Annotated in this window: 21 protein-coding genes and 2 riboswitches; of the genes, 5 read left to right on the top strand and 16 right to left on the bottom strand. The window is 39.8% G+C overall.

The window, feature by feature from the left end; translation table 11 throughout:
• Window positions 1-20: 20 nt before the first annotated feature.
• The 5 genes from RYX56_RS03150 to ribD form a co-directional block, all read right to left on the bottom strand.
• Window positions 21-374, bottom strand: a complete 354-nt coding sequence (locus RYX56_RS03150; RefSeq protein ID WP_317120679.1) for a GNAT family N-acetyltransferase — start codon at window positions 372-374, stop codon at window positions 21-23.
• A gap of 164 nt (window positions 375-538) precedes the next feature.
• On the bottom strand, window positions 539-1006 hold the full coding sequence (gene ribH / locus RYX56_RS03145; protein ID WP_317120678.1) for a 6,7-dimethyl-8-ribityllumazine synthase: 468 nt from the start codon (window positions 1004-1006) through the stop codon (window positions 539-541).
• A gap of 93 nt (window positions 1007-1099) precedes the next feature.
• Window positions 1100-2305 (bottom strand): bifunctional 3,4-dihydroxy-2-butanone-4-phosphate synthase/GTP cyclohydrolase II, encoded by a 1206-nt coding sequence (locus RYX56_RS03140; RefSeq protein WP_317120677.1) that lies wholly within the window; start codon window positions 2303-2305, stop codon window positions 1100-1102.
• Window positions 2306-2331: 26 nt separating this feature from the next.
• On the bottom strand, window positions 2332-2991 hold the full coding sequence (gene ribE, locus RYX56_RS03135; RefSeq protein ID WP_317120676.1) for a riboflavin synthase: 660 nt from the start codon (window positions 2989-2991) through the stop codon (window positions 2332-2334).
• A gap of 1 nt (window position 2992) precedes the next feature.
• Complete coding sequence (ribD, locus tag RYX56_RS03130) at window positions 2993-4075, bottom strand: bifunctional diaminohydroxyphosphoribosylaminopyrimidine deaminase/5-amino-6-(5-phosphoribosylamino)uracil reductase RibD (RefSeq protein WP_317120675.1); 1083 nt, start codon at window positions 4073-4075, stop codon at window positions 2993-2995.
• Between the two features lie 250 nt (window positions 4076-4325).
• Window positions 4326-4497: riboswitch (FMN riboswitch) on the bottom strand.
• A 196-nt stretch (window positions 4498-4693) separates the two neighbouring features.
• On the opposite strand from ribD, the gene RYX56_RS03125 reads away from it, so the two are divergent.
• Window positions 4694-6184, top strand: a complete 1491-nt coding sequence (locus RYX56_RS03125; RefSeq protein WP_317120674.1) for a potassium/proton antiporter — start codon at window positions 4694-4696, stop codon at window positions 6182-6184.
• 75 nt (window positions 6185-6259) lie between these two features.
• Here the strand turns inward: RYX56_RS03125 and RYX56_RS03120 are convergent, their stop codons facing one another.
• Window positions 6260-6718, bottom strand: a complete 459-nt coding sequence (locus tag RYX56_RS03120) for an SMI1/KNR4 family protein (RefSeq protein ID WP_317120673.1) — start codon at window positions 6716-6718, stop codon at window positions 6260-6262.
• A gap of 172 nt (window positions 6719-6890) precedes the next feature.
• On the opposite strand from RYX56_RS03120, the gene RYX56_RS03115 reads away from it, so the two are divergent.
• The 3 genes from RYX56_RS03115 to RYX56_RS03105 are packed head-to-tail and all read left to right on the top strand — an operon-like array spanning window position 6891 to window position 8773.
• Complete coding sequence (locus tag RYX56_RS03115; protein WP_317120672.1) at window positions 6891-7697, top strand: hypothetical protein; 807 nt, start codon at window positions 6891-6893, stop codon at window positions 7695-7697.
• Between the two features lie 3 nt (window positions 7698-7700).
• Window positions 7701-8084: a GntR family transcriptional regulator gene (locus tag RYX56_RS03110; protein WP_317120671.1), complete on the top strand. Its 384-nt coding sequence runs from the start codon at window positions 7701-7703 to the stop codon at window positions 8082-8084.
• Window positions 8081-8773, top strand: a complete 693-nt coding sequence (locus tag RYX56_RS03105; RefSeq protein ID WP_317120670.1) for an ATP-binding cassette domain-containing protein — start codon at window positions 8081-8083, stop codon at window positions 8771-8773. The genes RYX56_RS03110 and RYX56_RS03105 overlap by 4 nt, the downstream gene beginning before the upstream one ends.
• Before the next feature lie 53 nt (window positions 8774-8826).
• Here RYX56_RS03105 and RYX56_RS03100 read toward each other — a convergent pair whose 3' ends face one another.
• Entirely contained in the window at window positions 8827-9447 is a 621-nt protein-coding gene (locus RYX56_RS03100; protein WP_317120669.1) for an SIMPL domain-containing protein, read from the bottom strand.
• A 235-nt stretch (window positions 9448-9682) separates the two neighbouring features.
• Here RYX56_RS03100 and RYX56_RS03095 point away from each other — a divergent pair, with 235 nt between their 5' ends.
• Window positions 9683-10783: a M24 family metallopeptidase gene (locus RYX56_RS03095; protein ID WP_317120668.1), complete on the top strand. Its 1101-nt coding sequence runs from the start codon at window positions 9683-9685 to the stop codon at window positions 10781-10783.
• Window positions 10784-10886: 103 nt separating this feature from the next.
• Here RYX56_RS03095 and RYX56_RS03090 read toward each other — a convergent pair whose 3' ends face one another.
• From RYX56_RS03090 to RYX56_RS03050, 9 genes are all read right to left on the bottom strand, one after another.
• Window positions 10887-11321: a peptidylprolyl isomerase gene (locus RYX56_RS03090; RefSeq protein ID WP_317120667.1), complete on the bottom strand. Its 435-nt coding sequence runs from the start codon at window positions 11319-11321 to the stop codon at window positions 10887-10889.
• A gap of 134 nt (window positions 11322-11455) precedes the next feature.
• Window positions 11456-12778, bottom strand: a complete 1323-nt coding sequence (gene lysA / locus RYX56_RS03085; protein ID WP_317120666.1) for a diaminopimelate decarboxylase — start codon at window positions 12776-12778, stop codon at window positions 11456-11458.
• 92 nt (window positions 12779-12870) lie between these two features.
• A riboswitch (Lysine riboswitch) is annotated at window positions 12871-13047 on the bottom strand.
• 111 nt (window positions 13048-13158) lie between these two features.
• Window positions 13159-14646 (bottom strand): spore germination protein, encoded by a 1488-nt coding sequence (locus RYX56_RS03080; protein WP_317120665.1) that lies wholly within the window; start codon window positions 14644-14646, stop codon window positions 13159-13161.
• On the bottom strand, window positions 14633-15208 hold the full coding sequence (gene spoVAEA / locus RYX56_RS03075; protein ID WP_317120664.1) for a stage V sporulation protein SpoVABEA: 576 nt from the start codon (window positions 15206-15208) through the stop codon (window positions 14633-14635). Before spoVAEA ends, RYX56_RS03080 begins: the two co-directional genes overlap by 14 nt.
• A gap of 4 nt (window positions 15209-15212) precedes the next feature.
• Window positions 15213-15563 (bottom strand): stage V sporulation protein AE, encoded by a 351-nt coding sequence (gene spoVAE, locus RYX56_RS03070; RefSeq protein WP_317120663.1) that lies wholly within the window; start codon window positions 15561-15563, stop codon window positions 15213-15215.
• Window positions 15563-16573, bottom strand: a complete 1011-nt coding sequence (spoVAD, locus tag RYX56_RS03065) for a stage V sporulation protein AD (RefSeq protein ID WP_317120662.1) — start codon at window positions 16571-16573, stop codon at window positions 15563-15565. Before spoVAD ends, spoVAE begins: the two co-directional genes overlap by 1 nt.
• A gap of 14 nt (window positions 16574-16587) precedes the next feature.
• Window positions 16588-17043: a stage V sporulation protein AC gene (gene spoVAC / locus RYX56_RS03060; protein WP_317120661.1), complete on the bottom strand. Its 456-nt coding sequence runs from the start codon at window positions 17041-17043 to the stop codon at window positions 16588-16590.
• A 12-nt stretch (window positions 17044-17055) separates the two neighbouring features.
• Window positions 17056-17469 (bottom strand): stage V sporulation protein AB, encoded by a 414-nt coding sequence (locus tag RYX56_RS03055; protein WP_317120660.1) that lies wholly within the window; start codon window positions 17467-17469, stop codon window positions 17056-17058.
• A complete protein-coding gene (locus tag RYX56_RS03050; RefSeq protein ID WP_439108450.1) occupies window positions 17459-18103 on the bottom strand; it encodes a stage V sporulation protein AA in 645 nt (214 codons plus the stop codon). The genes RYX56_RS03055 and RYX56_RS03050 overlap by 11 nt, the downstream gene beginning before the upstream one ends.
• Window positions 18104-18227: the final 124 nt, after the last annotated feature.

Here is an 18227-nt window from a genome sequence, read left to right as displayed (position 1 = left end):
GCTTCCTACTTTTTATCTACCTATTCATTTTTTTCCTTGCAGCCAGCGAGAAAGTCTTTTGTTTCTTTTGACGGGACTAAGCTTATCTCTAAACGATCCTCTAAGGCAAAAATCATTTTCGTACCTAACCCTTCTTCTCTGTATGAAGGATTTACACTTAAATGGTGCAGAGTTGTCTCATCCTCATCTACTTCAATTCCAAGAATACCGACTAAATCTTCTTCTTCTCGCCAGAAAAATAGTTTCCAATTCTGCTTTGTTTCATAAAGTTCGATCGTCTTAATTAATTTTTTCACATCTTTTTCTTTAGGCATATACGATAGAAGCCCCATCGCTATCTTTTTTTGAGATGGTTTGTATGGTATGAGCATCATTTCTCCTCTTCCTATCAAGCTAAAATCAACGTATCCGCTTTCACAGAAATCATTTTATCATATTCATACATATTTTGCGTGTGTATTTCATCACAAATTAATAAATCTGTTCATCTTTACGTAAAGAAACAGCATAACGCATAGCGTCATGCTGCTTGATTTACTTATTCAAACGAACGTCCTAAATTAGCCATCTCAATTGCTGCAGTTGCTGCATCCCAGCCTTTATTACCAGCTTTAGTTCCAGCACGCTCTACCGCTTGCTCAATCGTATCTGTTGTTAGTACTCCGAAGATGACTGGCTTTCCTGAAGATAATGATAGTGAAGCCACACCTTTTGCTACTTCTCCACACACATAATCAAAGTGAGGAGTTGCTCCGCGGATTACGGTTCCTAGTGTAATAACGGCATCATACTTACCACTTTCAATCATTTTCTTAGCTGCAAATGGGATTTCAAATGCACCTGGGACCCAAGCAACATCTATATCCGCTTCAGCTACACCATGACGCTTTAAGGCATCTTCTGCTCCACCTAATAATTTACTTGTAATGAATTCATTAAAGCGACCTACAACGATCCCTACTTTTAATCCTGATGCTACTAGACTACCCTCGTATACTTTACCCATGATAAATTCCTCCTAGAATATATGTAACTTCATATTGTATTTATGAAGAAGGGGCACCTTTAGTGGTGACTCTTCTCACAAGCCTTCATGTTCTTAAAAATGTAACATATGACCAAGCTTTTCATTTTTCGTGCGTAGATAACGTTCATTATCAATATTATGAGGCATTTGAATAGCCACACGATCGACAACTTCTAAGCCATACCCTTTAAGACCCGTAATTTTACGAGGGTTATTCGTTAAAAGCTTCATTTGAGTGACGCCAAGATCTCGTAAGATTTGTGCCCCAATCCCATAATCACGAAGGTCTGGTCCAAACCCAAGCTTCTCGTTCGCCTCAACCGTATCATACCCTTCTTCTTGAAGCTTGTATGCTTTTAGTTTATTCATTAATCCAATTCCACGCCCTTCTTGGCGCATGTACAAGAGAATCCCTGACCCTGCTTGCTCAATTTGAGCAAGAGCAGCATGTAATTGAGGACCACAGTCACAGCGATTAGAACCAAATACATCTCCTGTTAAACATTCGGAATGTACACGCACAAGCGTTGGCTCATCTTCTCTGATTTTCCCTTTAACTAAGGCAACACTCTCTTTACCTTCAAGAACATCTGTATAGCCAATTGCACGAAAATCACCGAACACAGTAGGTAGTTTAATTTCCACTTCCTGTTTCACTAATTTATCTTTACGATGGCGATATTGGATCAGATCCTTGATGGTAATCATTTTAAGGTCATGCTCGTCAGCAATTTTACGAAGCTCAGGAACACGTGCCATCGAGCCGTCTTCATTCATGATTTCACAAATGACACCAGCAGGCTTCGCTCCAGATAATCTAGCAAGGTCAACTGCAGCTTCTGTATGGCCAGCACGGCGCAACACTCCACCACTTTTTGCAACAAGCGGGAAGATATGGCCTGGGCGTTTAAAATGATGTTTTTTCGTTTCATCAGCTACTAATGCCTGTACCGTATCCGCACGTTCATGAGCAGAAATACCTGTCGTTGAGGTGTGATGGTCAATACTTACTGTAAATGCTGTTCCGTGTGGATCAGTGTTGTGATCAACCATCGGTACTAAGTCTAATTCTTTAGCGCGTTCTTCTGTGATCGGTGTACATACAAGACCACGACCATGAGTGACCATAAAATTAATGACTTCCGGAGTAGTTTTCTCAGCGATCGCAACAAAATCCCCTTCATTCTCACGATCTTCATCATCACAGACGATGACAACATTTCCTTGCATAAGTTCATAAATTGCTTCTTCAATTGGGTCAAACAGTTTTTCTGACATTACCCTCACCGTCCTTATCCTATTCCCTAGTTAAATCCATGATCTGATAAAAATTGTTCATTTAAAGAAGATTTTGTTGATGTTGATTTAGTTTGTGTACGTCTCGTAATAAATTGCTCTATATATTTTCCGATCATATCACATTCAATATTTACAATATCCCCTACACCTTTTGAGCCGATAATGGTTTCTTCAATCGTATGGGGAATAATGGAGATCGTAAACGAATCCTCATCCACTCCAAAGATCGTAAGACTTGTCCCATCAACAGCTACTGACCCTTTATGGATTAGATAGTTTCTTAGGGCGGGATTGACTCCGATGGTGTAATAAACAGCATTATGCTGTGGTTCTTTTGAAAGGATCTTTCCTACACCATCGACATGCCCGGAGACAAAGTGACCACCAAAACGACCACCGGCACTCATTGCTCGCTCAAGGTTCACTCTTGCTCCTCTTCCTAACCCATTTAAACTTGTTGCACGGACTGTTTCTGGCATTAAATCAACTGTGAAGGATCTTGGAGTAAAGGAGGTTACAGTTAAGCATACACCGTTTACTGCGATACTATCGCCAAGATGAACATCATTCAGCACTTTTGCTGCAGTGATTTTCATGACAATCGCTTCTCCACTTTGTCTTAATTCTTCAATTGTACCTATTTCTTCAATGATTCCAGTAAACATGTTACCCCTCCTTTACTATAGATGTTATTTTCAGGTCTCGCCCTACACGAGAAACATCTACTATATCAAATTGAACCGCTTCGCTCATGTCCTCTATTCCTTCTCCACCAACAGCCGTTGCTGCGAGTTTTCCGCCCACCATTTTAGGAGCTATATAGGTAATCACCTGGTTCACAGCACCTTCTTTAAGAAAGCTTCCATTTACTTCTTGTCCACCTTCTACATATAAAGACATGACCCGTCTTTGACCTAATTCTATTAAGATAGATTCAATGCTATACGCTTGCAGCCGAATCACAGTTATTCCTACCTGCTCTAGCTCTTTTTGCTTTTCATTAGAGGATTCTAACGTTGTAAACACCCAAGTCGGGGCCGCTTTATCTGTTACCATTTGTGCAGTAAGAGGCAGGCGCAAATGTCGATCTAATACAATTCGAATTGGATTACGCCCACCAAGTGGCAACCTTGTCGTTAAGGCAGGGTCATCAGCTAGCACAGTCCCAATTCCAACTAATATTGCATCATGGACATGCCGATCACGATGAACATCTTCACGTGCAGCTTCTTCTGTAATCCATTTGCTTTCTCCTGTAACAGTTGCAGTCTTCCCATCTAAAGTTGTAGCTGTTTTCATTGTGACAAAGGGACGCTTTGTTTGAATAAAATGAAAGAACATGCGGTTTAATTCAATCGCCTCTTGCTCACATATTCCAACATCCACTTTAAGCCCGGCATCACGCAGCCGTTTAATTCCACGACCTGCCACTTCGGGATTTGGATCAACAGTGGCAACGACTACTCTTGCTAATTCTCTTTCAATAATGAGGTTGGCACATGGTGGTGTCTTTCCAAAATGACTACAAGGTTCAAGGGTGACATATATAGTTGCTCCTTTTGCCTGTTCACCCGCCATTTTTAACGCCTCTACTTCAGCATGTCCTTCTCCGGCCCTCAGATGTGCCCCCATACCGACAATGGACCCGTCTTTTACTACGACGGAACCTACCATTGGATTTGGAGATGTTTGACCTTTTGTATGGCTTGCTAATTGCAAGGCTAGTTTCATATAATCTTGATCATTCATGGTGCCATCCCTCTCATACAACGTTCCTATTCGGAAAACAAAAATCCCCGAACGACTAGTCATTCGGGGGAGTGTTTACATAGAAGAGTAGCATGAACGAACCATTATGTAACGAATGGAAGGAAGGCAGACTGATCCTATTGTAGATGCTATCCTATTAAAAAGATAGACTTCAATAAGGCATGTCTGAAAGTGCTTACATCCTATAATTCTAATAGAAAAGGATACACTTCTCCTATTCATCATGCTCTCGTTCCTTCTCCCATCCAGACTTTCACTGTCGGTCCCGGATTTGCACCAGGTCCACCGTTTTCTAAGATGTCACAATCAACATCACCTCTAAAGGCGAAAACGGGTCACGGACTAAGAAGCTATACTTCATCACCGCCGGTCGGGAATTTCACCACGCCCCGAAGAAACATCATTCAATTTTTAAACTACCGTCATTGTATCTTGTTTTCTTACAAATCGTCAACTATAACATCTTGAATTCAAGAAGAATTCCCCCTCCTTTAAAGAGTGTAAAAGATGAACATATAGGCAAATGTCTACATATACTTTATATAATCGAACTCCACCGGATTAAGGTACAAGTCTACTAAAGGGGGGGAATTTGCTTTGTTTGAAACGATCTCCTCAAATGATTACTTTATACTCTTGGCCGCCTTACTTCTTATAACAGGTGTATTAGCCGCTAAATTCTCCTCGCGTTTCGGTGTACCCGCTCTTGTTCTCTTCATTCTTCTTGGAATGGCAGTTGGAAGTGATGGAATTGGATTTATCCATTTTGAAAATACAAAAATTGCCCAATTACTTGGGATCTTCGCATTGGTTATTATTTTGTTTGAAGGTGGGCTCCAAACGAAATGGCAAACTGTAAAACCCGTGTTACTCCCCTCCATCTCTCTAGCTACGCTTGGTGTCTGTCTTACTTCTTGTATAATAGCGGTATTTGCTAAATTCATCCTCGGGGTTAGTTGGTTAGAAGGCATGTTATTTGGAGCAATTGTTGGCTCTACTGATGCCGCTGCAGTATTTGCCGTTTTAAAAGGCCATAATATCCGTGAGCGACTAGGTGCTACGCTTGAAGCAGAATCTGGAGCAAATGATCCGATGGCCGTCTTTTTAACGTTATCCTTCATTCAACTCATTATCACAGAATCAACTCATGTCTTGTTAATGTTACTCAGCTTTGTTTGGCAAATGGGGGCTGGCCTTATAATAGGCCTTACACTAGGAAAATTAGCATCCATCGCTATTAACCGTATTAATCTCGATTCAAGTGGTTTGTATCCTGTTTTCACCGTCGCTTTTGCCTTATTAACCTATAGTTTGACCGCATTAATAGGAGCAAGTGGCCTGCTTGCTGTGTATATATGTGCTCTTGTGATCGGAAACCATGATTTAACCTATAAACATTCTATTTTCAGATTTAATGAGGGGTTTGCATGGATTATGCAAATTTCTATGTTTGTGATTTTAGGCTTACTTGTGTATCCAAGTCAATTACTGGACGGTAAAATCATTGTCATTGGACTATTGATTTCAACCATCTTAATCTTCATTGCAAGACCAATCGCTGTGTTTCTAACAACCTGGGGGATGAAATTCGATTGGAGAGAAAGAGTATTCCTATCTTGGGCAGGTTTACGCGGGGCGGTTCCAATCGTGCTGGCCACCTTTCCATTAATAGCCGGGCTAGAAAATAGTCAATTGTTTTTTAATTTGATCTTTTTTATCGTTTTAACATCAACTTTGATACAAGGATCGTCCATTCACTTTTTCGCGAAGATTCTTTCACTGACTGGACCTAAAAAAGTAACCCCTATGCATACACTTGAACTCATCTCAATAGGTAAAGCGAATGCTGAAATTATCGAATATGAAGTAAATGAAGAGACTGCGATCGTTGGTCAGCAATTAAAAGATATCTCTTTCCCTAAAGATGTATTAATTAATGTCATCATCAGAGATGGTGAATTAATAACCCCAACAGGTGAGACAAAAATAGAAATTGAAGATACGTTATACATTCTTGTATCGCGAAAAAGCGAACAAGAGTTAAAAAACCTTCTTCACAGAACCAATCAGTTACCTTCCGCACACTAAACCTAGCTCATCCAATCTAGAGCTAGGTTCCATGATCTTTCTTATTTCATTGAGGCAACACTGCTTCATTTACAATTACTCTTTTGAAAACAACTTCCAAAGAAAGTCTTCAAATGTTTCAGCAATAACTTCCTCTACCCATCTCCCATTCTCTAATTCTGTAAAATAACATACTCTAGGCGTATTGCTAAAACGATAATCTAATGTAATCCACGTGTGCATGTCACCCGTTAATAGTATTTGTCGACTTGGTAAACCAAATTGTTCAGAGAAGATGGATGATAGCCCCACTCCTGTTTCTAGGTCAAGCTCTTGAAAATAAGGAATCAAGGCTGCCTCCCCATCATTGAATAAAACATATCGATAATAAAGCTCTCCACCGTTCTGTTCTTTCATTAATGAAATATATGGTTGTGGAAGTTCTACATCTAAAAACTCTTCAATTTCACTTATCTGCTTTTCTGTTAACTGCTCACCTGGCTTGTATGTTGTAGGACGTTTCCAAAAACCTTTTCCTTCGTATCTTTTCAACATCTGCATTTCCTCCCCACTTGCTCTATTCTTTATTGTTACTTATTTCAGCAACTGAAACAACCAGTATTATATATTGGGCTCAGAAAAATTTAAAACCTATTGACTGTACTTTTGTATTAGTGTACCATTTAACTAATACACTAAGACAAAATAAAATAATGGAGTGATGTTCATGTCTGTATGGGTAAATTTATTAAAAAAGGAAATTCGTTTAGGGATTCCTACATTCCTAGTACCTATCATTGGTTTTTTAGTCATTTGTGCAATCGCAGGGTATTTCGGTAATCGCAACGGCTTTATGTGGGAAGCACTAGTTGGCGTTGTCGTATTAGCGATTGGACTACAAGCATTTTATCTAGCCTATTATATGTTCTTCAGCTTACAAGCTGAGCATAAAAAACTTCATCTTTGGCTCCATAGCCCTCTTCCTGCTTATGGATTATTATCAGCTAAGTTAGTAGCTGGACTTATATCTATGCTGATCACCACAATCATTGTGGGAAGTATTGGGTTATTTTCTATCACACAATCTGAGATGTGGGGCGGTGTGACTGAGTACATTTCAACCTTTCAGCTCATGGAGGTTGGATTGTATGGCGGCTTAGCCCTTTACTTATTTTCTTTATCTGCTGTTGTTTGGGTGATGTTATTTTGGATGATTTTCTTATTGCTATCAAAACTAATGAATGGCTTTTTTAGTTTCGCATTAACGGCAGTTAGTGTGATCGCCATGTTCCTTTTCGTAGGTTGGTTCAGTTTAACGAACGTATTTGCACGATTAACAGAATGGGGAGAAATTAAACTCGGCCATATGATACAGAGCATCGATTTTGAAACGAGTTTAACTGGCGGAACAGAAATAGCAACAGAAACTGGGAATATTTCATTTTATTTCGGTACCTTATTATACGAAACCATCTTTGCACTAGCATTGTTCGTTATCACTTGCTGGATATTAGATAGAAAAATTGAGGTGTAAGTTATGACTGATACGTTCCATTCTTCAAAACCAATCTACAGTCAACTAGCTGAACGAATACAGCGTCAAATTTTACGGCGAGAACTAGCTCCTGGAGATAAGCTTCCATCTGTTCGTGAAATGGGGATTCAATCAAACGTCAATCCAAACACAGTTCAACGCACATATAGAGAATTAGAGGGGATGAATATTGTGGAAACAAAGCGAGGTCAAGGCACTTTTGTAACAGAAAACGAAGAAGTGTTGATAAGAATGCGAGAATCCCTAAAGAACGATGAAATTTCCCGGTTTGTATCAGGTATGCATCAAATGGGATACTCAGATGTAGAAATTGAAGCTGGATTAGTAGCCTTCTTAAAAACCGAAGGAGAGGAGAAAAACCAATGATTACATTCCGTGATGTGTCAAAAAAGTATTTAACAAAGACTGCCTTAAGAAATATCAATCTAGAGTTATCTAAAGGGAAAATTATTGGATTAGTTGGCGAAAATGGGAGCGGAAAATCAACCACTCTTAAATTAATTGCTGGACTGACCCAACCCTCAAAAGGAACGATTACAGTGAATGAGAAAAGCGTCAATCGTCGGATTGCAACTGATGTAACATATTTATCAGAGCTTGATGAATATTATGGTTTTTACAATGTGGGGCAAACGATTGACTACTATGCCTCTCAGTTTTCTGATTTCAATATGGAAAAAGCAGAGGAAATTCGTTTATTCATGAAACTAGACCGACATGTAAAATTGAAGCATTTATCGAAGGGAAATCGCGGTCGCTTAAAAATTGTTCTGACATTAGCTCGTGAAGTACCTGTAATCTTAATGGATGAACCTTTCTCGGGACTTGATCCGATGGTTCGCGATTCGATCGTTCAAGGGCTTATTTCCTTTGTTGACCTCGAAAATCAAATTATCATCATTACAACTCACGAAATCAAAGAAGTTGAAACGATTTTGGATGAAGTGATTGCGATTAAAGATGGAGACATTATTGGCCATCATAATGTAGAAGATCTACGTTTCAAAGAAAATGTAAGTATTGTGGAATGGATGACAAAAATCTATAACCAGTGAAATTGATTAAAGAGCTAGTAACGATAACAGCTACTAGCTCATTTTTTTACATATTATTGAAAACTGTAAATGACTTCAACCGATGCCTGAATGGAAATGGAGCCTGGCTGTATCGGAGTAGCAGCAGAACTCAGCATTGCCCCATCATAAAACCTAACAGGTCCACCTACTGACCGCTCTATTACTTTTACAGGCGTTTCAACTAAGGATACATTTAATGTATTTGTCATTGCATTAGCCTTCCCCCTAGCATCTTCAAGCGCCAATTGTAAGGCTTCACGATATAAATTAGTCGGGTCAGCCACTGTAAACTGAATCGATGTAACCATATTCGCTCCATTTTCAACAGCTACGTCAACCACCGCCCCTGTTTGGGTCAGATCTTCGACAACCACTTGGACCATATGGGTTACTTCATATGCCCTAAACTGTTGCTGGCCATCAATAAAATCATATTTAGGTTCAATTCGATAGGTCACAGTTTTAATTTGATCTTCTGGAATACCTAAAGTATTCAAAGCTAAAATGATTTCTGTGATTAGCTCATTATTTTTTTGTTGGGCATTACTAACGGTGGTATCCTCAGTGACCACTCCTAAAATTAGTTGCGCACGATCAGGAACCACCTGCACAACACCTTCTCCAGTAACCGTTATTACTTGTTGATCAGTCATTTGCTTATTCAACCTCCTTTTTTACATACACCACTACCTTCTAGTAGTCTATTCAAGAAAAACTTGTCTCAAGACTCCTCAATGATGCATTAAGCTATCAGTGGACTGTTGCTAGCTTTGGCTGCTTGCTTTATCATTACTTTGTAGAGAATATCTATTGAAAGAAAACACTTATAGTCTTTCAAACAATTTTATTGATTTACTGTTATTTCTATAGCTAAAGGAGGCTACACTTTTGAAACATCGTATTGAGCGTTTAACACAATGGCTAAAAGACGAGAAAAAAGATGCTGCTTTTATCACCTCTAAGGAAAACATATTTTATTTAACAAATTTTTATACAGATCCCCATGAACGATTAGTTGGATTAATTCTTTTCCCAAATGAATCACCAATTTTAATTGTACCGGGTATGGAAACATCTCAAGTAAAAGACGCTGGCTGGTCGGATGAAATCATTGGTTATGCAGATCATGAAAGTCCTTGGGAATTACTTAGTCGATCGATCGAACAGCGTAATATAAGCTTGATAGAGAATGTTGCAATTGAAACGGATGTTCTAACAGTTTCAAGAATGAATGATTTACTAGCCGTATTCCCTTCAGCTGCGATCACTGCAGTAGAGCACCAATTAAATCAGATGCGTGTTGTAAAAGATGAGATTGAAATTGCGATCATGAAGCGCGCAGCCCAAATGGCTGACTACGGTGTTGAGGTCGGCAAAAATGCCCTTAAAGAGGGTATTACTGAGATGGAAGTTTTAGCTAAAATTGAATATGAATTAAAGAAAAAAGGCATACGTGAAATGTCTTTTTCAACGATGGTGTTATTTGGTGAAAAATCAGGAGCGCCTCATGGGAATCCTGGCAATCGCAAGTTGAATGATGGAGATTTTGTCTTATTTGACTTAGGAGTCGTACTCGACGGATACACATCAGATATTACTCGTACATTTGCTTATGGTTCAATAAGTGATGAGAAAAAAGAACTGTACAACACCGTTCTAAAAGCACAACTTGCATCCCTTGAAATCAGTAAGCCTGGCACACGCATTGGAGATTTAGATCAATCAGCACGCAATGTAATTACAGAGGCTGGTTACGGCGATCGTTTCCCACATCGTATAGGACATGGACTCGGAATCAATGTTCATGAATTCCCTTCTATGAGCCATTTAAATGATGGAACCTTACAAGCTGGGATGGTTTATACAATTGAACCAGGTATTTATGATCCGGTTCTTGGTGGTGTAAGGATTGAAGATGATGTATTAATCACAAAAGAAGGTCATATCACCCTTACTAAAACATCAAAAGAATTGACTATAATTAATTAATAAAAAGCGATAGCATCCAAGTGCTATCGCTTTTTGTATGATAAGCAGAGTGCTAATCATAATTGAAAAAGAGCCATCATTGATGGCCCTTTACTCGTTGAGATTATTCTTCCCAAACCTTTACTTCTTGCATAACATCGCCTTGTTTGATACGCGTTACTGAATCAAGACCTTCCACAACTTGTCCGAACACAGTGTGAACACCATCAAGGTGAGGTTGTGAATCGTGAACAATGAAGAATTGGCTTCCACCTGTATCTTTTCCTGCATGCGCCATTGAAAGTGCACCCGGAACGTGCTTATGAGGGTTTCCTTCTGTTTCACATTTGATTGTGTAGCCAGGACCTCCTGTACCATTTCCAGTTGGGCAACCGCCTTGTGCTACGAAACCAGGAATAACACGATGGAATGTAAGGCCGTTGTAGTAGCCTTCGTTTGCTAATTTCTCGAAGTTTGCAACCGTACCTGGTGCTTCTTCTGGGTAAAATTCAATAACTAGCTTTTCGCCATTTTCAAATGCAATACTACCTTTTTTCATATGTATAGCCTCCAAATGTTAAGATTCACCTTATTGTACACGATTCTTAGCCGAAAGTGAAATAGTTATCACCGACTTCAAAAAAAGCCGGTTCGACAAAGGGATCCACGTCAAACCGGTTCCAGCTATTTCACTTAAACTTGCTTCAGCACGTGCTTTAATGGTAAGTCCAGACGAACAAGATCTTCGTATGATTCACGTTCAATGACTAATTGAGATTCACCCTTTTCAACAAAGACAACCGGTGGTCTAGGAATACGATTATAATTATTCGCCATTGAATACCCATATGCTCCTGTACAGAAGACTGCTAATACATCCTCATGTTCAGCTTTTGGTAAAGGGAGATCCCAAATAAGCATATCTCCACTTTCACAGCATTTCCCGGCAATTGAGAAAGTCTCCTTCGCCTCTTCGGTTGCACGATTTGCAAGCAGCCCTTCATACTCTGCTTGGTAAAGGGCCGGACGTAAGTTATCACTCATGCCCCCATCGACTGATAAATAATGACGAACATTAGGAATTTCTTTTCTCGATCCGATAGAGTATAGCGTTGTTCCTGCATCGCCAACTAATGAGCGACCTGGCTCAATCCAAATTTCAGGAATCGCCATTTGGTGTAGTGTTGCTTTTTCTTTAATCACTTGAACCATCTTCGCTACATAATCACCAACCGGAAGCGGTGTATCTCCTTCAATGTACCGAATTCCAAAGCCCCCACCAAGATTTAACACAGTTGGAATAAACCCTAAAGAATCTCGCCATTTTTCAATGTATTCAAAAATTTTTTCCACTGCCATTACAAATCCACTTGTCTCAAAGATTTGAGAGCCAATATGACTGTGAATACCAAGTAAGTTTATATGCGGGTCAAGCAATGATAGTTGAATTGCTTGGTCCACTTGCCCACTCTCTAAATCAAATCCAAACTTCGAATCTTCTTGTCCGGTTGAAATGTAATCATGCGTATGGGCTTCCACACCAGGAGTAATGCGAAGCAACACATCCATTTTTACATCACGTTCTGCACAAATACGTCCAAGCTGCTTTAATTCATAAAAATTATCGACAACTACACATCCGATATTAGCCTTCACTGCCATTTCAAGTTCAGCGATGCTCTTATTATTCCCATGAAAATGAATACGCTCCATCGGAACACCCGCTTGAATAGCTGTATATAATTCTCCGCCAGAGACAACATCTAAACTTAGACCTAGCTCATGCGCTAATTGAAACATAGCAATACAGCTGAATGCTTTTGAGGCATATGCGACTTGATAGCTAACCTCTTCATCTTTGAAAGCTTGTTGAAATTGTTCAGCTCTCTCTCGAATAAGAGCTACATCATAGACAAATAAAGGGGTGCCATATTTATTAGTTAATTCAATTGTATCGACTCCACCGATTTCTAAATGACCTTTTTCATTAATCTGACTAGAACCATGCATGTACATTGATACTATCTCTCCTTTTATCTCCCATCTATACAAAAAAAGCAGCTAATGTTGTTACACTAGCTACTTAGAATGCGCAAGAGTAACCTCACTTTTAGAATAGTCCTCCACTACAAATGTAGTGACAGTTCGTTCTTTATTCAAGAACGACCCAGCACTTATTTTTCTGGCAACCAATAAGTACTTCGGCAAATTGACCTTTCCATTTGGTTCAAAGCTGCCATAAGCTCCCCAAATATACTCTTTCGTTTTGCGCCTCTACCCCATTTTCATGAGGTTCATTAAATTATTGTAATTACTGTAGCACACTCTTCAGGAGTCATCAACCCTTAAAATAGAGAAGAGTTAAATCCTCGTTTATCAGTGAAAATTTTTTCTTGTTATCTTCCACTAGGCTTTTGTTTAATGGGATCTTGTGGATTGACAATACTTGGGCGCCAACGAACGGATGGAACGGTTGCTCGAATTAAAATCTGCCAAACAGCCGGTGGGTCAAACGGCAAGAATGGCCACATATAAGGCTTGTTGAATGTTTTTAATCCTGCTAATAAAAGAACAAATAATGTTGTTCCTATTACTAACCCTGGAACTTTCAACCATGCTACTAGAATAATTAAAGCGATACGGGTTATCCGTAAGGCTATCCCTAGTTCATAACTTGGTGTTGCAAACATCCCAATTGCTCCAAGTGCCACATACAAAATTACTTCTGGTGTGAAATAGCCTACTTGAATAGCGATTTCTCCAATTAAAAGTGCGGCAACTAAACCAAGTGCAGTAGCAAGTGGGGATGGAGTATGGATCGCCGCCATCCGTAATAATTCGATTCCCATTTCTGCAAATAAAATTTGCACAACGATTGGAATATTGTTTGTCTCTTCTGGACCAATAAAATCAAGACCTGCTGGAAGGAGACTTGGCTGCACGACTAGTAAGAGCCAAAAAGGCAAGATGAATAACGAAAAGAAAATCCCTATGAAGCGTGTCCAACGTAAAAAGGTACCAACTGCTGGAGATTGACGATATTCCTCAGCATGCTGAACATGATGGAATAAGGTAGTCGGTGCAATAATGACACTTGGAGACGTGTCCACAATAATGACAATATGTCCCTCAAGTAAATGTGTCGCTGCTACATCTGGTCTTTCTGTGTAGCGTACAAGCGGAAATGGATTAGCCCCTTGCTTTACAATATACTCTTCAACAATTTTATCAGCCATCGTAAGACCGTCAACTTCGATCGCATCTAATTCTTTCTTAATTATATCCACTAGAGTTGGATCAGCGATTCCATCAATGTAAGAAATACAAATATCTGTCTTTGAACGAACTCCTACTTGCAGGATTTCGTTACGAAGACGTTCATCCCTAATTCTCCGTCGTGTCAGAGCTGTATTAATTATGATATTTTCAGTGTATCCATCTCGCGCACCACGAACGACCCGCTCTGTATCAGGCTCTTCTGGTCCTCTGCCTGGATATTGGCGAACATCTATGACAAAGGCTTCTTCTTCACCTTCAACTACAATAAAGATAAGTCCCGAGAGCATTTGGGTGATTGCATTATCCATTGAATTCGTTTCTTCAACTTGCACATGCGTTAAATGGTTTTTAAAAGCTTCTTTAATATTATGTGTTTTACGATGACGAACATCTAGGTCCATCAACTCTTTCATTAATTCAATTACATATAAGCTATCAATAAGTCCATTAACAAAATAAATACTCGTTTTTCGATCTAATATGGATAACGTACGGACACCTACATCAAAAGACTCTCCTAACCCAAGCCTTTCTGCTAATCGCGTCTCGTTCTTGGTAAAATCTCGGGTGAAATGTTCCTCATGCTTTTCACTAGCTTGACTCACGATAACCACTCCTCTCTAAGATGAGATTTACTGCTTGCTTTGTGACAGGACAACCTCGCTTCAATGTATCTTGACCGGCCATTTTACCGATATCACCAATCCCTACAATAAAAGGAATGTCTAGTTGATCGAGTATATACACCGTATCCCCGTTGATCCTGCCAATCTCCATATCAGAGACACCGTCTTTATCAACACCATACTCCGTTAATTCACCATAGCGCGTAATACTAATATCAACCTTGGTCCATTCACACGAATGAGTAGCAGACGCTACCGCAATCGCACCAAGAACCACTATTTGTGGATGCGTCGCTACAACTCTCATAGCTTGTTCTCCAGGACCTTCATAGCGATAACCACAATCATCAAACATGACAAGAACAGGGTCTGAAGGTGTGCTTAATATCATATCAACAAGTTCTTCCCCTGAAACCGGTGTAGGGTTACCCCAAGAATGACTAATACACCTTCCACCAATCTCACTCGCTACCATTTCCACCGCTTGTTTCGCATGCTCATCCCCATCCGTAATTAATATAACTTTTCTTGATTCATTCACACCTTCACCCCCTTGGTTTGAAAATTAATGCGACTAAGAAACTAAATAAAATCGTTGAAGAAATCCCTACAGAAGTCACTTCAAACATCCCCATCCCCACACCGAGAAATCCAAAACGTTCCCCCTCAGCCATGGCTCCATGGACTAAAGAATGCCCAAAGCTGGTAATTGGAACTGTAGCTCCTGCACCTGCGAAATCAATCAAGCGATCATATAAATGAAATCCATCTAGCAACGCTCCAAGAACGACCAATGTACTCAACGTATGAGTAGGCGAGAGCTTTCCTATATCTAGAAGCAATTGACCTAAGATGCATATCAACCCTCCTACGACAAACGCACTTATATATTCCATTAGCCCCTCTCCTCTAACTCAAATGAAACAGCATGCGCAATACACGGAATCGTTTCCTTTTGTTGCATCATTAATGGACTTAATAGAGCACCTGTTGCCACAACTAGTAATCGTTTGATGATTCCCCGCTCCATTTCCTTCATCAAATAACCAAATGTGACAACCGCAGGACATCCTGCGCCACTGCCTCCTGCAAAAACCGGTTGCTCCTGGTGATAAATCATTACTCCGCAATCTTCATAGTTGTTTCTTAACTTTATCCCCTCATCTTCTACTAGCTTGCGCAAAATTGAACTTCCTACACGTGATAAGTCTCCGGTTACGATTAAATCATAATATGAAGGTTCTCTTTGTGTTTCTTTAAAATGAGTTAACATTGTTTTCGCCGCAGCTGGAGCCATTGCAGAGCCCATATCAAGTGGGTTAGCAACCCCCATATCTACCACTTGTCCAAGTGTGGCATGTGTAACTCGTACTGCATTAGGTTGATTACTAAGTAGCACGGCACCTGAACCAGTCACTGTATAAGTTGCTGTTTCTGGCTTCTGCCCTCCAAATTCTGTAGGGTAGCGAAATTGACGTTCAGCTGTTGAATGGTGACTACTTACGGCAACGAGTGCATTTTCCACATAATGACCATTAATGAACATGGCTGCAACTGCAACTGATTGCATCACTGTTGCACAAGCAGAAAACATCCCTAGAAAAGGAATTCCTAATTGTCTAGCTGCATAATTAGAAGTGACGATCTGGTTTAATAGATCTCCAGCTAGCATGATATCGACATCACTAGGCTTGCGATTAACCTTCTCTAAACAGAGGCGCACAGCCTCTTCCATTAAAGCTCGTTCCGCTAGCTCCCAATTCTCTTGATCACAGTAGAGATTGTCAAAAATTTTATCAAAACTCGTGCCAAGAGGGCCTTCCCCTTCTAGAGGACCAACAGCGGTTCCTGTTGATTGGATATAAACGGGTTGTTTAAATTCCCATGTTTGTTTTCCTAGTCTCATTACAATGAACTCCTTTACCGTATAAGCATTTGAACAAGCAAACGAGTTAAACCGACTGCATATGCAGATAGCACCCCAAAGGCAATGACGGCACCTGTTAACTTAAACATATTTGCTCCTATCCCAAATACTAGCCCTTCACTTTTATGTTCAAGCGCCGAGCTTGTCATCGCATTTGAGAACCCAGTCACAGGAACAAGAGAACCCGCTCCAGCAAATTGACTTATTTTATCGTACACACCAAAGCCCGTAAGCAAGGCTGCAAGTAAAATCAAAGTGGCAAGCGTGGGGCTCATTGCCTCTTTTTGCGAGAGCGGGAAAAAGGTCATATAAAAATTACTTAAAAATTGACCAAATGCACAAATTCCACCACCAATGACAAAAGCTTTAATACTATTTGAAATAACAGGTCTTTTTGAATGATATAACTCAATATTGGCCTGATAGCGTTTCTGTTCATCAGATAACATTTTACGACCTCCTTATAAGTAGATCCATTGAATAAGGGAGCCAATCATTTTCCCTAAAACGATTGCCATCATCAACAAAATGATTTTATCCGTTACCCCCACTCTTTTTGCTAGCAACGGGAACACATTTAAGACTTCTGTTAAAGCAGCAGCAAGCATTCCAACAAACATTCCACTAGCAAGACCAATTGGAATTAATAAAAGACTTGGTAAGTGAAGAGAAATAGAATAAAAACTTGCCCATGTCCCAACTTGAGCTCCTATGATAATGGCTCCCTCATACACCCGAATCGATTTTTCCGTTTTTGTTAACTGAGTCATTCGAGGTGCAATTCCTAGCACAGTTAAAAATGCGACAAAACCACTTCCAACTGCCAGACCACCACCAAGCCCAATAAAGATGATTAAAATGGCTTCAATGACCATTTTCCTTCTTACCACTTTCCATTAATTCATGCATAATCACAAATTGATCTAAGTTTTGTTGATAATTAAACATTTCAACTTCTAATGGACTTGGTTCTTCATTTAAACGCTTCTTAAAGAAATGATTAAAAAATAGCATCATCCCAAGCCCTAGCCCGATTGAATATGGAATTTGAAGAAGCAAAGGTCTTGCTAGTTCATTGCCGGTAATCAACCTAAAAATTTGCCCATGAACTTCTCTCATACTGACATCTTCATGAAAGTTCATAATCGCTAAAGCAGCCCCCACAAATAACAAAAACCAAATGAGCAAAATGTAGATAAGGGTGATCTTCTTTTTTTTAACCTCAACCTCCACAACAGCCTGGGCAGCACCAATCGTCTGATAGGTTAATGCAGGAATATGAGAGGAAATCATCCGGATGACTTGCATCACATCGATCACAACTCGGTTATGGTCTTGTTTTGAAATGTGATGAATAGGGATGTTTTTTAGTTGGTTTAAGAGCGTTTCATCAGCAATCAACTGAGCAACATCGCCTACAGTTAATTGTTGGTCTTCACCCGCAACAACTCGTTGCCTCATCCTTATATACACATCATTTCCAATCATTCCCTCACCACCAATTGTCATTATCGTCATCCCTTAGTATGAGGAGAACCTTTCAAAAACATGCAGATGTTTCCCTCCATATAAAAAGCCTCCCTTTTCAGGAAGCTTGCGTTATGCCACCAATACAAAAAAGCAGCCAATTGGC

Source organism: Alkalihalophilus lindianensis (assembly GCF_032843265.1).
Lineage (GTDB): Bacteria > Bacillota > Bacilli > Bacillales > Bacillaceae_D > Alkalihalophilus > Alkalihalophilus lindianensis.
Note: the sequence above shows the minus strand (reverse complement) of the source record. Positions and strands in the feature narration are given on the sequence as shown.